The following is a 14355-nucleotide window of genomic DNA, read 5'->3' on the forward strand; positions in this document are numbered from 1 at the left end:
TGGGCTTGGCCGGGGCGGGCGGTTCTGCGCCGGCCGGGCCGGCAAGCGGCAGGACCAACGCTGCCGCGAGTGCGCAGACGACCGCGACGCCGCGCCTGCGCGCATCCCCTGATCGACGACCGCTCGTCCTCACCGCAACGACTCCTTCATCTCCCACATCCGGGGCACGACAACACAGCGCCCTCCGTGTCGTTCTTACACGGAGGGCGCTGTGTTTTGGTTATGCCACGCTGTGACAGGTGGGATTTGTGTTACAGAAGATGTTTGGAACCGGCGGTGCGGGCTAGCGGAAGAAGCCTCGAGACTTCGCGTTCCAGACCATTTCCTGCCAATAACCCCAGGCGTGGGTGCCGACGGCGTCGTATGTCATCAACGGCAGGCCCTGCAGGGCGGCGGCCGCTGTGAAGGCCTTGGCCTGGGTGAACGCCAGGAACTCCAGCGTCGACCCCTTGAACAGGTCGTCGAAGACGTTGGGCAGGGCGTTGTAGCGGCCGAACAGGCCATTGCCCGATCCGATGAAGATCTTCATGCCGTGCATGAGGCCGATGTTCCACATCGGGTCGTTCTGGAACCACTGCAGGCCCCAGATCGGCCACATCGAATCCACGTTCCACGGTCGCGGCGCGACGTCGAGCATCGCCAGGCGGATCATGGTGCGCATACCCGGCGCGGACAGCCACGTGTAACCCGAGAGCGAGCCGGCACGGTCAAAGTGCTGACGGTTCTGCGCACCGATCGTCAGTGCGGCGTTGCCACCCATCGAGAGGCCCATGATCGCGTACCGGCGGCTCTTGCCGACGCGGTAGCCGCGGCGGTCGAGCGCCTTGATCAGGGTGTTGGTGATGACGCAATTCCACATGTAGCGGAACGGCTGGTTGTTGAAGTTACTCGGAGCGTCCCAGTTGGTGTAGAAGCTCGCCGGGCCACCGATCGGCTCCACGACGTTGACGCCGGAGCGGACCATCTCCTGGATGTTGGTGTTGATCTCCCAGCCGCTGTAGTCGTACTGGGCGCGCATTCCGTCGAGCATGATGACGGTCTTGTAATTGCCCTTGCGCTTCCACGCACGCACCTTGACCTTCGGCATGCCGCAGCCGTTGACCCAGAACTGCTCGAGACCGACCTGCGCGCCACCGATGCTCGCGGCCGCCTGACCGCCGCCGACCACAGTGACCAACCCCAGCGAAGTCGCCACCGCGACGAGCATGACGAGGAAACGATTCCTCACCGTGGCCGTCTTCGACCTTGTCTCCGACATAGCAGCTGCAACTCTCCGTCTCGTGCGACGCCGGGGATGTCCCGCCGCCGGTCCGCAATCCGCCGCGCCCGATGGACGCCGAGCGGCTGCGCATCGATTACACAACACTCGCAAATATCCAGACATGCCGAAATTTGCGACCGCAATGCTAGGAGATCGTATTGCAACGCCGCCGTGACCCACAAACGCACAAAGCGCACCAGTGGAATGATCCGCCCGGCCCGCACGCCCTCGTCGGGCACATCGCCGCAGGTAGACCGCCCATGCGACGTGGGACACATTGACAGGAAACCCTAAGGAGCCCGTCTACGCTCCGATCCCACCCGCCACAGCGACGGGCCTGTTCCTGCTCTACTCCGGGCGGATGCGCGGCGGCATCGGCAGTCCGCAGCGCTGGATTTCGTACTCGGGGATGCGTGACATCCGATACTTGGTGAAACCGAAGGACTGGCGCAGACTGCTGCGGAACCGCTGGAACGACCACGGCTGGGCCTTGTACGAGGCGATCCGATCCATAGTCTGGGGGCAGGTCAGCGCGACCTGGGCCTGGCGCACCACCTCTTGGTCGAGGAAGAGCGGCAGCACCGGGTACTTGGGGAAGGCACCGGACTCGGCGACCACCCATTCGGTCGGCAGGATCTTGTCGTGACCGATACGACCGTCCTGGAGGCGGTCGGTGTGCGCGGCGATCGGATACGCCAGCCCCATCTGGTCCACGACGCGGACGTCCAGCGGCGCCAGCATGCTCGTCATGCCCAGGTTGAGGAAGTAGACCGTCACCTGTCGCTTCTCCGGTGGCATGTTCGCCGGCAGCCGCACGTAGTACCAGCCGTCGTAGTCGGCGGCGGCGATCAGGACTGCACCTTCTTCGTGGAATTTGTCGATCGACTCCATCATCGCGCGCATCCGCGGGAACTGGAGATAGTCCTGCGCGGTCACCGGATTCGGGTTGCCCATGTTGACCGCATAGAAGCGACGCTCGTCGACGATTCCGCTGCGCCCGATGTCCAGGCCTTCGCCGGGCAGCGTGTTCTGGTTGACCGTCGCCGCCCAGGCCACCGTCGTGATCCAGATGGCGCCCAGCAGCACCGCACCGACCAGTGAGACCCGCGTCTTGCGACGGACCACCTCGCCGAGGGCGCCGTGGGGCGTGCGCCAGGCCAACCGGACGTCGGCGGGGATCGCCACCGGGATGACCATGATCGGCAGCAACAGGATGAACAGCGGCGTGAGCAGCACCCGGGCGTGCATGAAGTCGCCGCCCTGCCGCAGCCAGTACAGAGCCAGGATCAGCCCTGCCGCCACGACCACCACCACGACGGTCCGAGGGGCGCGCAAGCCGGCGAAGAAGGCGTCCACCCGGTCCCGGACGCTGCGCGGCGCGGCGCGGTCGTCCGCGGCGGGAACCGCTCCGGGGGTCCTCAGGAGGCCGATCCGCCGCGAGTACAGCAACCACGCGACGGCCACCAGCGCCAAGATCACCGGCAGCAACAGCACATACGGGCCGAACATGTTGGCCAGGTACTTGAAGCCCTGCCCCCACTTGGACCCCGACGCGTCCTTGGCGATAGCCGGGTTGGGGACGAGCACCGCGTAGTAGCCCATCCGGAACACCTGGTAGGCCACCGGGAGGATCCCTGCGACGACGATGATCGCCAGGCGCATCCCCCACCGGCCCACGAGGTCTGCACGCTGCGACGTGCTCGGCGCGCACACGAGGACCAGCAGGACGAGTGCGCCCAACAGGGTCAGTTCGGGACGGATCAGCGGTGCCAGTCCGGCCACGAAGGCCAAGAACCCGGTGGCGGCATTCTCGCGGCGACTCGTCGTCGGGTCGCGTTTGGCCCAGGCCAGAAACAGGCACCACAGTGCCGCAACCCAGAAGATGGACAGCCCGTTCTCCAGGCCACTCGTTGCGAAGTCGCGCGCCGGCGGCAGCGTGATGTAGATGATCGAGCCCAGCGGGAGCAGCAGAGTCACACCGCGGTTGGCCGCCACCGTCGGCCACAGCAGCCGCGCGGTCCCGTACATCGCCAGCGGTATCGCCACCACCGACATGATCAGCGCCGTCCACAGCGCCACGTATTCGAGTTGGCCGCCGGTGATCCAGGAGAAGAACCACAACACATAGGTCCAGGCCGTCGACGTGTTCGCCTCGACGCGCTCACCCGCGTTGAACACCGGGCCGTTGCCGGCCATCAGGTTGCGGATGGTGCGCAGGACGATCAGGCCGTCGTCGGCGATCCACCGCCGCTGCCAGGCACCGATCGTGAAGAAGGTCGTGACGCCGATCGCGCCGATCAGGAAGCTGAGGTACGCGACCCGGGCCCGCAGGCCGGTCACGCCCAATTCAGCTCCAGTTCGGGTAGGCATAGACGGCGACACCCACGCATACTATCCAGGCCAGGGCGAGGACCTGTAGCACTCGGTCGCCCAGGGCGATCTCCTCCGGCTCACCGGCCGCACCCCCGTCGACGTCGACGGCGTAGCGCAGGATCGCAATGGTGAACGGCACCATCGACAATGCGTAGAAGATGTTGTCGTTCGGCTGGCCGTTAAAACGGTGGGCCTCGCTCTCAAAGGCCCAGAGTCCGTAGAAGACGACCACCGAGGTCGCCGCGACCGTCCACACGAAGCGCAGGTAACCGGTCGTGTAGTACTCGAGCGACTTGCGGATCTTCGCACCGGTCCGCTCGGCCAAGTGCAGTTCGGCGTAGCGCTTACCGGCCGCCATGAACAGCGACCCGAAGGCCATCACCAGCAGGAACCACTTCGACAAGTCGATCCCGGTGGCCACACCACCGGCGATCGCCCGCAGCAAGAACCCCGAGGACACGATGCAGATATCGACGACGGCCTGGTGTTTGAGGCCGAAGCAGTAGCCAATCTGAATAGCCAGGTAGATACCGATGACGACGGCGGTCTGCCAGTTCGCGAGCAGCGCGACGGCAATCGATCCCGCCGCGAAGATGACGAAGAGCACGTACGCCAGGTTGACCGGCACGACGCCCGCCGCGATCGGGCGGAAGCGCTTGGTCGGGTGGTTGCGGTCGGCTTCGACGTCGAGCGCATCGTTGATCAGGTAGATCGCCGACGCCGCCAGGCAAAAGGCGACGAACGCCAATCCGACGTTCTCCCAGACCTGCGCCGGGTTGGTACCGCTCGCGACCTGCTCGGCGGTGGCGGTCCCGAACGTCAATTGGCCCGCGGCCAGCGGCGCCGCCAGGACCAGGACGTTCTTGACCCACTGGCGGGGGCGGATCGCCTTGATCACCCCGGTCGCCAGATTCTTCGGCGGTCCGAGCTCCTTGCCGTGCTCGATCGGCTCCTCGCTCATCAGACACCCGGCTTTCGGTTCGCGAACAATCGGTTGAACACCGCGTCGCCCACTAGTTTGTCACCCGCGATGACGGCACCGGCACTCGCCGCACCGATCGCCGCACCGGCGAGCACATCGGTCGGGTAGTGCACGCCCAGCACGAGCCGCGACAGCAACATCGGCGGCACGATGACGCCGGAGGCAACCGCCATGGACTTGAGGCTGCTCCGATCAGTCCCGCTCCCGGTGGCCACGGCTCGCCCCAGCAGGATCGCCGCGGCCGTCGTCGACGTGGCGTGCGACGACGGGAAGCTCAACTTGCTCGGCGTCCCGACTCCGACAGCGATGTCGGGGTGGTCGGGGCGCGGGCGGCGCACGATGCGCTTGATGATCACCGACGCGGCGTGCGCGCCGAAAGCGCCGACGCCGGCTTCGATGTAGCGGCGCTGCGCGGTCTCGTTGCCCCGCCGCGACGCGATGGCAGCACCCGCACCGGCCAGTGCCAGCCAGCCCAGCGAGTGCTCACCGAAATGCGACAGGCCCCGCGCGGCCTTGACCGTCGTCGGGTTGGTCAGCACCGACTGCACGCCGGCCAGGACGGCGGCCTCACCGGTGGGCTTGCCCACCGGGGCGTCGACGGTGGTCGGCGGCGTCGCTGGCGACATCGTCAGGTCAGTCGATTCCGAAGACATTCGCCCAGCTTTCCTTACTGGTGAGGTCCGCGTGTGCGTCCCGGTACTTCTGCTTCATCTCGGGGAACCGCTCGCGCAGTTCCCGCACCAGGGCAGCCGATTCCTTGCCCAGGGCCAACGCCTTGTCCCGATCGCGCTGGCGGTAGACGACGCCGCGACCGTCGGCGGTCGTGACGGTCACCCCGTCGACGCGGCCCAGCGAATACCAGCGCGCCTCGATCGGCGGGTAGTTGGCCTGCGGCACCTCGTGGTGGCGCGGGTCGGCCGGGCGCAGGTTGTTGCGGATCGCCTTGGCCAGGGTAAGGACCTTGACGGCGGGATTCTTCGGCTCGTTAACGCCGAGCGCGGTCGCCTCGCCGGTGGCCGGGGGCAGATCAGTGGCCGACGGTAGGACCACCGCGTCGGGGAACTCCTTGCGCATCCCGGCGATCTTGCCCAGCGCCGTCGGGAGGATGGACCGGATGTGGTCGGGCCCGGCGAGGAAGTCGCGGATCGCCTCGTTCTGGATGGCGACCGTCGAATACTCCAGGCACAGAAGATGCTTGGCGGTGGCCTTGGCCATCGACGTGAGGATGCCGTTGATCGGGCCGTCGTGATGGATCGACGCGACGACGAGTCGGTTGCGCAGGTGGAAGTACGCCTGCCAGTCGATGGCGTCGTCCTTGTCGCTCCACGCCATGTGCCAGATCGCGATGCCCGGGACCGTCGCCGTCGGATATCCGGCCTTGGCAGCGCGCAGCGCGAACTCCCAGTCGTCCCACTTGATGAACAGCGGCATCGGCAGACCGATGGTCTCCGCACATTCCCGGGGGATCATGCACATCCACCAGCCGTTGCCCTCGACGTCGATGCGTCGGTGCAGGTTCTTCGAGTTGTCCCGGTCGCTCATCGGGTACTTGGAGAAGTCGTGGTCGTACTCGACGAACGGTGCCGCAGTCCACATGAAGGTGTGGCGGTTGATCACCTCGCCCATGCAGTGCAGATGGCTGCGGTCCTGCAGGTTGAGCATCTGGCCGCCGACGAGCATCGGGGTCTTCGCGAACCGCGACATGGCCAGCGCGCGCAGGATCGAGTCGGGCTCGATCGCGATGTCGTCGTCCATGTATAGGACGTACGGGCTGTCGGTGAGTCGCAGCGCCTCGTACATGATGCGCGAGTAGCCGCCGGAGCCGCCGAGGTTGCCCTGTTTGAACATGTGCAGCCGGTCGCCGAGCGCAGCGGCGGCCTCGTCGAATCCGGGTTCGTCGACGACCCGGCGGGTGCCCTGGTCGGGCATGATCACCGCGTCGATGACCGCATCGACGAGCGGGTCGCTGCTCAACGCGGCAAGTGCGGCGACGGCGTCGGTGGGCCGGTTGAACGTCGGGATGCCGACGGTCACGGTCGCGTCGGGATTGGGGCTTGCGACGGCCGAGTACCAACCGGCCGAGGTGATCTCAGTGTCGGTGTCGGTGGTGATGTCGAACCAGATCCAGCCGCCGTCCTCGAACGGGCCTAGGTCGAGTTCGAACTCGATCACACCGCGGCCCTGCTCGTCGACGGGGACCAGGTCGCCGCCGATGCCGATGCGGGAGCCGTCGATCTTGGAGCGATACAGGTCGACACGCGCAGTACCGGTGAGCTCGACGCGCAGGACGACCGAGGTCAGCGTCGTCCAGCGCCGCCAATAGGCCGCCGCGAACGCGTTGAAATAGGTTTCGAAGCTGACTTCCGATTCGCCGCCGATGACCACCGAGGTGCGCGACGGGGAGTGGGCGCGGCGCTGATTGCCGTCGGCCTCCACCAGATACAGCGACCGCACGTCGAGGGGCTCGCCGGGGCGCGGGAAGATCACGCGCTGCAGGAGCTCGACGGCCTTGGACTCCGGTGCCGGCGCAGCGGCAGCCTTCGGCGCGGTCTTCGTCGAAGCCTTCGTCGTCGTGGAAGCGTCAGTCATTCGTCGTCCTCGCAGCGCTCAGTCGTCGGTCTCGTGCAGCGGCTCACCGTCGCGCAAATGCGGGGCGAGGGTGTTGTCGAACATGGTCAGCGCGCTGGCGATGGCCATGTGCATGTCGAGGTACTGGTAGGTGCCCAAACGCCCGCCGAACAGCACCTTGCTCTCGCGCAGCTCGGCACCGGCACGCTCGCGGTATCGCGCGAGCATCGCCCGGTCCTCGGGGGTGTTGATCGGGTAGTACGGCTCGTCGTCGTCGGAGGCGAAGCGGGAGAACTCGCGCATGATGACGGTCTTGTCGTCGGGGTAGGTGTCACGCTCGGGGTGGAAGTGGCGGAACTCGTGGATGCGCGTGTACGGGACGTCGGCGTCGTTGTAGTTCATCACCGGCGTGCCCTGGAAATCACCGGTCGGCAGCACCTCGGTCTCGAAGTCCAGCGTGCGCCAGCCCAATTGGCCCTCGGCGTAGTCGAAGTACCGGTCCAGCGGTCCGGTGTAGACGATCGGCGCGTCCGGATTCGCGGCGCGCACCTCGTCGCGCACGTCGAACCAATCGGTGTTCAGCCGCACTTCGATCTTCTCGTCGGCCGCCATGTTCGTCAGCCAGGCGGTGTAGCCGTCGACGGGCAGGCCCTCGTAGTCGTCGTTGAAGTAGCGGTTGTTGAAGGTGTAGCGCACCGGCAGACGGGTGATGTTGGCTGCCGGCAGGTTCTTCGGATCGGTCTGCCACTGCTTGGCGGTGTAGTCCTTCATGAACGCCTCATACAGCGGCCGCCCGATGAGGCTGATCGCCTTCTCCTCGAAGTTGGCCGCGGTCTTGGTGTCGAACTCAGCGGCCTGCTCGGCGATGAGCGCGCGTGCCTCGTCGGGGCTGTAGTAGCGGTTGAAGAATTGGCAGACCAGGCCCAGGCCCATCGGGAACTGGTAGGCCTGGCCGTCGTGCATCGCGAAGACGCGGTGCTGATAGCCGGTGAACGACGTGAACTGGTTGACGTAGTCCCACACCCGCTTGTTGGAGGTGTGGAACAGGTGCGCGCCATACTTGTGGATCTCGATACCGGTCTCCGGCTCGGCCTCCGAATACGCGTTGCCACCGAGGTGCTCGCGGCGCTCGACGATCAGCACCCGCTTGCCCAGCTGAGTAGCGGCGCGCTCGGCGACGGTCAGGCCGTACAGGCCCGATCCGACGACGATCAGGTCGTACGACTCGTTATTGCTCACCACGGGTGTTCAGGGTATCGGACGAAAGCTGAGAAACGGGTATCGGCGACGGGGGTCACCATGCCGGCCATGCCTAGGATTGGGCCATGGCTCCCAGCGCACCCCCGACCGGTCGCGCCGACGCGTGCCTGGTGACGACCAGCGTCCTCGCGCGGCGCGCGCGGATCGGCCGCCTGGTCCGGCAGGCAACCCACGACCCCGGCGACAGCGGGTGGCGTGTTCTGGCCCACACCGACTCCGAGGCGTTCATCAACAGCCGGGACTGCTGGCGCATCGTCACGATCGACGATGTGGCGGCCATGGAACCCGTCCTCAGCACGGTGTGGCAGATGCCGGTGGGAACCGACCTGCAGGTCGTCCGCGACGAGCACGGTGTCCGCATCGTCGACACCGCGTCCGGGCAGTCCGTATCGCCCGTGAGCGGCGGAGCCCCGCGCGCACCCGGCCCCGTCCCCCACGACATCGGCAAGCGCGAAGACGCCATCGCCAGTGAGACGTGTACCGCGTTCGGCCGCATCGCCGGATGGGACTTGGCACTCGTCACGGCGACGATCAGCGGCACCTCGGCACCCACCGGCCGATGCCTGCTGTACGCCACACGGGGCGCCGACCCTGCTCTCGAGCCGTGGTTGGATACCGACGCCCTGCCGCCTCTGCCCTTCGTCGGCGATCCGCCGCTGCCGCCACGCCTACTCGCCGACATCGTCGCGCACCGCGTTGCCATGCCCGACGGGCACGGCAACCTGTGGACGACGATGCGCTACGCGGTGCAGCGCGAGGAGCAGTTCTACTACTTCGCCTGCCGGTACCGATAGGCCTCGATACACCGCCCTCGCACGCTCGCGCGGCACCGTCAGATGACGTCAGCGCGCGGGATGCCGAGCGCGGCGAGGCCACCCCGGGCGTTGTAGGCCCGCCACCCGCGGTGCGAGAGCGCCGCGACGCCGGTCTTCGGCGTGAAGAACATGACTCCGCGGGTGAAGCGTTGCGTGACGGCCTGGCCGTCGTCGGTCAGGGTCGGTACGCCCAGCGGCCTTCCCAGGGGTGACTTCCTGCCACCGAGCGCAACCTGCTTGCCCGCGAAGGCGGTCCCGGCCGCGCCAAGGAGTTGATCGGCCATACGCCGATCGAGCTTGACGTTCGACGCAGCGCCGCGCAGCAGCGACGCCAGGTCCAGGTTCTCCAGCGACCCGCTTCCCCCCGCGCCGGGCCCGACGGGCGGCGAGACGATCTGCGGCTTGGTCGTCTGTCCGACGATCGAGAACCACGACGACTTCAGCTGCAACAGCGAACGCGCCTCCTCGCCGGTGACCTCTTTGACTCCGCTCGACCCGGTGGCCTTGACCTTGATGGCCCGGCCGTTATTGGTCCCGAGCCCGTTGGCCTGGGTCACTTCAAGAGCTTTGAGGGCACCGACGCCGAATGCGCGGCCGATACTGCCGGAGCCCACCGTCGCGGTCCATTCGTGGGTCGGCGAGACGGAGTCGCCGTCGTCGCGGACCGCGGGGAAGTTGCCGCCGGCGGTGTAGCCACCAGTCGACGCGGAGAATTCGGTGAACGCAGGGGCACCTCCGGCAAGCCGGATCTGTCCGGCTGTGGCGTCGGCGGCCGCGTTGGTCCGCGGATCCTCCCCGGCGACACCGCCGTACACCTGGGAGTTCGTCGTGTCATCGATCTGCTTGCCCTTGGCCAGCGCGGCGAGCGCGTAGGTGCGCGCGGCGACGGCCTGGGCCTTGAGCGCCTCGGCGCCGCCCTCGTCGGCCCAGCGCGGCAGGCTCTCGCGCGGGATGACGCCCTTGACGTAGTCGTCGATGTGGATCCGGTTGACGACCTTGCCGTCGACGAGGGCGAACCCGCCGCGGTAGGGCGCGTTGTTGCCGCAGAAGCGCAGGAGTTCGTTCGCCGGGCGGCTCGGCGCCGCATTGACCGGGTCGACGAAGCCGTCGGCACCGAGTGGGACGGTTCGCAGCACGGGACCGTTGCACCCGGCGGTGACGGTGGCCGTGGACCCGGTCAGGCGTACTGCCTGACCGGGGGCCACGGTCTGTCCACCGACTCGCATCCCGGCGTCCGCACGCACATTCACCGCGCCCTGTTTGGTGAGCCGCACCAGGACCACGGGTTTGTCCGTCTTCCCCGCGGTAGTGCCGCCGTAGAAGTGACTCAGAATCTTTTCGGCCGGCCAGCCCTTCTTGGCGTAGCCGAACGCGCCCCACTGCCCCATTCCGCGGCCGTGGCCGTGACCCTTGCCGATGAGGTTGACATCCGCACCGGCAGTCAGGGTGATCTTCGTGACGGTGGTGGCGGTGGCGACGACGGCAGTAACGCCGCCGACGACGAGCACTGGCGCCAGGCCTACCGACAACACCTTCTTCCGAAGCTGGCGCATCGCTGCCCTCCCCCGCACGAGTCCATGGTGCATTTGTGACTGATGAGACTCATGTGACTGTAGTGAAGAGACTTTGGGCTAACAAGCGCCCGCGGTTACAACCCGGTCACGAGTTCATTCCGCCGATTTGGCGAGCTGCGGGCCCGCGCAACTAGGCCGTCGTTCAGAAGAAGCGCCGCAGGACGTGCGCCACGCCGTCGTCGTTGTTGGTCGGCGCGACCTCGTCGGCGGCGGCGATCGCGTCCGGATGACCGTGGGCCATCGCCACGCCGTGCGACGCCCAGCGCAGCATCTCCACGTCGTTGGGCATGTCGCCGAAGGCGACGACCGCGTCGGTGGGCAGCCCAGTCAGTTCCGCCAGGCGGACCAGGCCCGAGGCCTTGTGCGTGTCCGGGACGGCGAGCTCGATCAGACCGTTGCTCGTGGAGAAGGTCACCTCGGCCAAGTCTCCGACGACGGGGATCAGCAGCTGCGCCATGTCTTCGCTGCGCATCTGTGGCGCCCGCGCGAGCAGCTTCACCGCCGGCGCATCAGCCAGGTCGACGTCGTCGACGACTTCGTGGTCGGGGTTGAGCCACGCGTGCTCATACCCGGCGGTCGCGACGAACGGTCGCGTCGCCGCGTCGTGCGCGGACGCCCCGGCACGTTCGGCGGCCAGGCCGGCCTGCGGCAAGGTCGTCTCGACGATCTCGATCAGCTTGCGCAACCGTGGCACGTCCAACTCCGCTGCTGAGAGGATGCGGTCGTTCTCCACGTCGTAGATGATCGCGCCGTTGGCGCACACGGCGTAGCGCACCAACGATCCACCCGGACGCAGCTCGACGAGGTCTTCGGGGACTGCTAGTTGATCGGTGACCTGCGCGATCCAGCGGGGCGGGCGGCCCGTGGCCAGGACCAGATCCACCCCGGCGCGCGCCGCATCGGTAATCGTTTCGACGGTGGCCGGCGACACGCGGTTCTGGTCGTCGAGCAGCGTCCCGTCGACGTCGCTGGCGATCAGCGACGGCGCGGCCCGCAGGCCGGTGGCGCGGCTCACCCGCGACCCGACTGGCGCTTCTTCGCGCGGGCAGCCGCTTTGGCAGCAGCCTCCTCGTCTTCGATGACCTTGGCCTCGTCGTAGGTGGGCGCGCCGCCCCCCAATCGCGCCGGCACCCACGGTTCCCCGGCCGGGTGCGGATAGGCCTCTTGCATCGGATGCAGCATCGCCACCATCGTCGCACGCAAGGCAGCGACCTTCTCGTCCACCGATTCTGTTGACGCCAAGTCGACGTCGGACACGTCGATCGGTGAACCATATTCGACGACGACGGGGATCTTCTTGCGGCCCATCGACCGGATGCCGCCCTTGCTCAGCTGCCGATGCGCGCCCCAGGTGATGATCGGGATGACCGGAACACCCGCCGCGGCGGCCATCCGGACTGCGCCGGACTTGAGCTCCTTGATCTCGAAGCTGCGACTCAACGTCGCCTCGGGGTACACGCCGATCAGCTCACCAGCGCGCAGCGTCGCGACGGCCTTCTCGTATGCGTCGTGGCCCATCGAGCGGTCCACCGGGACCGTACCGGTGTGCCGGATCAGGAATCGCATGATCCCAACGTCCAGCATCTCGGATTTGACCATGAACCGGATGCGTCGCCCGCGGCTGCTGACCCCCAGCGCCACGGACACAAAGTCGAGGTAGCCGGTGTGGTTGATCGCCAGCACCGCGCCGCCCGTCGTCGGGATGTTGTCGAGCCCGCGGTAGTCCACCCGCACGCCCTGCGCGCCACGCATCGACGCGGCGATCACCTCGAGGGTGCGATACACGGGCTCCATGACAGGGCTCCCTTCCACCCTGAGATTACCGCGCCCAGCGGCGCCGCCGAGGCGACTCGTCGCGGGTCTACCCTGGCACCTATGGCCAAGCTCGGAATCACCGTGATGCGCAGGCTTGCGGAGCGTGAGGTCCAGGCCGGGGGCGGCCGGGTCCGTCGGCCGGCGGGCAGTTCGCAGGTCGACATCGCCTACCTGCGCACGCACCCGGGTTCGTCGATCCCCGTTGTCGTGATCCCCGGCGGTCCGGGGCTGGCGTCGGCCCTGCCGTACCGAGCGCTACGCCGTGACCGCACCGCGCGCGACCTCGACCTCGTGATGATGGAGCACCGAGGCGTGGGGCTCTCCCGCTTCGACACCACGGGCCGCCCGCTGGACCGCTCGGCAGTCACCATCACCGCCGCGGTCGACGACCTTGCCGCCGTCCTCGACGACGCCGGCATCGAGCGTGCCGTCATCTATGGCAGCTCGTATGGCACCTATCTCGCACAGGTCTTCGGCGTCCGCCACCCCGGCCGCGTCGCCGGAATGGTGCTCGATTCCTCGATCCACACCGTCCTCGACGATCTGGCGCTGACGCGCGCCTACCGGCGCGCACTGCTCGTCGACGGGTCCGACGAGACTGCGACGGCAATACGGGCCCTCACCGAATCAGGGGAGGTGTCGCCGGTGTCGCTGACCCACGCGGTCACCGCGGTGTACCAAATGGCGGGCCCACAGGCGTTGCAGCGCTTGGTCGCCGCGCGTGCCCGCGGACGGGGCAAGCTGCTCTGGCGTCAGATCGCCGGGCTCGGCGACTCCGAGGTCGACGGGACCAACCCGATGATCATGGAACCCGACCTCGTCTCCGGGATCAGCTACGGCGAACTCGGCTACGCCCACGATCCCGACGGTCTGCCGCTCGACCCCGTCGAGCCGTTCGCCGCGCATTCCGACGAAGAGTTCATCGGCGAGCCGGTGTCGCTGCCGCAGGAACTACCGCACTTCGAATGGCCGACCGCGGTCATCACCTGCGACCGCGACCTGATCACACCACCGCCCATCGGCGCCCGTATCGCCGCACTGATCCCCGACGCCGTGCTCGTCCCCCTCACCGAGACCGGCCACAGCGCGCTCGACTCCCATCGTGGCGCGGCGCTGGCCATTACTCGCGCAGTACGCGACGGAGCGTGCGACGAGTTGCGCGCACGGGCCGAAGAGCTCTCGACCCTCCCGCGTCAGGGGTCACTTCACGCCATGTCGACGGCGATCCGCGTCGGCGTGGCCGTTGGATCGCACCTGCCCTTCTAGCCTTCAGGCGTCGGGATCGTCCTCACGCTGCGCCTTTTTCGCCATCCGCTCGGCCTGCTCGGCATCGTCGAGGGCGGTCGCCTCTTCCAACGTGGGCGCACCGCCACCGAGGCGGGCCGGAACCCAGTAGGCACCCGCCGGGTAGGGGCCGTACAGATCGGCGTACTCCTCTTGGAGCTCGTTGAGCTTGGCCACCATCACGTCGTGCAGTTTCGCGGTCAGCGCATCCGGCGAACCGGTGGCCTCCAAGGGCTCGGTGACACCGATCGATACCGGTGTCTTCGTACGACCCAGGTGCTTGGGGTGCCCCTTGGTCCAGATGCGCTGCGCTCCCCAGATCACCGTCGGGATGATCGGTGCACCCGATTCCAGAGCCATGCGCGCCGCGCCGGACTTGAAGGCCTTGATCTCGAAGCTGCGGCTGATCGTCGCCTCCGGGTA

At 67.5% G+C, this 14355-nt stretch carries 12 protein-coding genes; 2 read left to right on the forward strand and 10 right to left on the reverse strand.

Features of this window, described 5'->3' with window-relative positions; translation table 11 throughout:
• Window positions 1–283: 283 nt before the first annotated feature.
• The 6 genes from B4L26_RS18990 to glf all read right to left on the reverse strand — a co-directional run bounded on the left by B4L26_RS18990 (window position 284) and on the right by glf (window position 8426).
• Window positions 284–1258: an alpha/beta hydrolase gene (locus B4L26_RS18990; RefSeq protein WP_290721585.1), complete on the reverse strand. Its 975-nt coding sequence runs from the start codon at window positions 1256–1258 to the stop codon at window positions 284–286.
• Between the two features lie 351 nt (window positions 1259–1609).
• On the reverse strand, window positions 1610–3631 hold the full coding sequence (zomB, locus tag B4L26_RS18995) for a flagellar motor control protein ZomB (RefSeq protein WP_409563355.1): 2022 nt from the start codon (window positions 3629–3631) through the stop codon (window positions 1610–1612).
• Window positions 3609–4595 (reverse strand): decaprenyl-phosphate phosphoribosyltransferase, encoded by a 987-nt coding sequence (locus tag B4L26_RS19000; RefSeq protein ID WP_290721590.1) that lies wholly within the window; start codon window positions 4593–4595, stop codon window positions 3609–3611. Before B4L26_RS19000 ends, zomB begins: the two co-directional genes overlap by 23 nt.
• A complete protein-coding gene (locus B4L26_RS19005) occupies window positions 4595–5269 on the reverse strand; it encodes a phosphatase PAP2 family protein (RefSeq protein ID WP_290721592.1) in 675 nt (224 codons plus the stop codon). The genes B4L26_RS19000 and B4L26_RS19005 overlap by 1 nt, the downstream gene beginning before the upstream one ends.
• Window positions 5250–7205, reverse strand: a complete 1956-nt coding sequence (locus B4L26_RS19010; protein WP_290721594.1) for a glycosyltransferase — start codon at window positions 7203–7205, stop codon at window positions 5250–5252. Before B4L26_RS19010 ends, B4L26_RS19005 begins: the two co-directional genes overlap by 20 nt.
• 18 nt (window positions 7206–7223) lie before the next feature.
• On the reverse strand, window positions 7224–8426 hold the full coding sequence (glf, locus tag B4L26_RS19015) for a UDP-galactopyranose mutase (RefSeq protein WP_409563356.1): 1203 nt from the start codon (window positions 8424–8426) through the stop codon (window positions 7224–7226).
• A gap of 83 nt (window positions 8427–8509) precedes the next feature.
• Here glf and B4L26_RS19020 point away from each other — a divergent pair, with 83 nt between their 5' ends.
• Entirely contained in the window at window positions 8510–9238 is a 729-nt protein-coding gene (locus tag B4L26_RS19020) for an immunity protein Imm33 domain-containing protein (RefSeq protein ID WP_290721597.1), read from the forward strand.
• Between the two features lie 38 nt (window positions 9239–9276).
• On the opposite strand, the gene B4L26_RS19025 is transcribed toward B4L26_RS19020, so the two are convergent.
• The 3 genes from B4L26_RS19025 to B4L26_RS19035 all read right to left on the reverse strand — a co-directional run bounded on the left by B4L26_RS19025 (window position 9277) and on the right by B4L26_RS19035 (window position 12627).
• Window positions 9277–10812 carry a SpoIID/LytB domain-containing protein gene (locus tag B4L26_RS19025; protein ID WP_290721600.1) on the reverse strand — a complete coding sequence of 512 codons (1536 nt, stop codon included), beginning with the start codon at window positions 10810–10812 and terminating at the stop codon, window positions 9277–9279.
• A 163-nt stretch (window positions 10813–10975) separates the two neighbouring features.
• Window positions 10976–11848 carry an HAD family hydrolase gene (locus B4L26_RS19030; RefSeq protein ID WP_290721601.1) on the reverse strand — a complete coding sequence of 291 codons (873 nt, stop codon included), beginning with the start codon at window positions 11846–11848 and terminating at the stop codon, window positions 10976–10978.
• Window positions 11845–12627 carry a lysophospholipid acyltransferase family protein gene (locus B4L26_RS19035; protein ID WP_290721603.1) on the reverse strand — a complete coding sequence of 261 codons (783 nt, stop codon included), beginning with the start codon at window positions 12625–12627 and terminating at the stop codon, window positions 11845–11847. The genes B4L26_RS19030 and B4L26_RS19035 overlap by 4 nt, the downstream gene beginning before the upstream one ends.
• An 81-nt stretch (window positions 12628–12708) precedes the next feature.
• Between B4L26_RS19035 and B4L26_RS19040 the strand changes: the two genes are divergently transcribed.
• Window positions 12709–13914, forward strand: a complete 1206-nt coding sequence (locus tag B4L26_RS19040; RefSeq protein WP_290721605.1) for an alpha/beta hydrolase — start codon at window positions 12709–12711, stop codon at window positions 13912–13914.
• A gap of 3 nt (window positions 13915–13917) precedes the next feature.
• Here the strand turns inward: B4L26_RS19040 and B4L26_RS19045 are convergent.
• Window positions 13918–14355: lysophospholipid acyltransferase family protein (locus tag B4L26_RS19045; RefSeq protein WP_290721607.1), on the reverse strand; the 438-nt coding region annotated here is incomplete at its 5' end.

The organism is Gordonia sp. UBA7599 (genome assembly GCA_002477755.1).
Lineage (GTDB): Bacteria > Actinomycetota > Actinomycetes > Mycobacteriales > Mycobacteriaceae > Gordonia.

Excerpts from the sequence above, each read along its gene's own strand:
- B4L26_RS19020 (WP_290721597.1), top strand. The coding sequence starts at position 8,510 with ATGGCTCCCAGCGCACCCCCGACCGGTCGCGCCGACGCGTGCCTGGTG.
- zomB (WP_409563355.1), bottom strand. The coding sequence starts at position 3,631 with ATGCCTACCCGAACTGGAGCTGAATTGGGCGTGACCGGCCTGCGGGCC.
- B4L26_RS19040 (WP_290721605.1), top strand. The coding sequence starts at position 12,709 with ATGGCCAAGCTCGGAATCACCGTGATGCGCAGGCTTGCGGAGCGTGAG.
- B4L26_RS18990 (WP_290721585.1), bottom strand. The coding sequence starts at position 1,258 with ATGTCGGAGACAAGGTCGAAGACGGCCACGGTGAGGAATCGTTTCCTC.
- B4L26_RS19000 (WP_290721590.1), bottom strand. The coding sequence starts at position 4,595 with ATGAGCGAGGAGCCGATCGAGCACGGCAAGGAGCTCGGACCGCCGAAG.
- B4L26_RS19035 (WP_290721603.1), bottom strand. The coding sequence starts at position 12,627 with ATGGAGCCCGTGTATCGCACCCTCGAGGTGATCGCCGCGTCGATGCGT.
- B4L26_RS19005 (WP_290721592.1), bottom strand. The coding sequence starts at position 5,269 with ATGTCTTCGGAATCGACTGACCTGACGATGTCGCCAGCGACGCCGCCG.
- B4L26_RS19010 (WP_290721594.1), bottom strand. The coding sequence starts at position 7,205 with ATGACTGACGCTTCCACGACGACGAAGGCTTCGACGAAGACCGCGCCG.
- B4L26_RS19025 (WP_290721600.1), bottom strand. The coding sequence starts at position 10,812 with ATGCGCCAGCTTCGGAAGAAGGTGTTGTCGGTAGGCCTGGCGCCAGTG.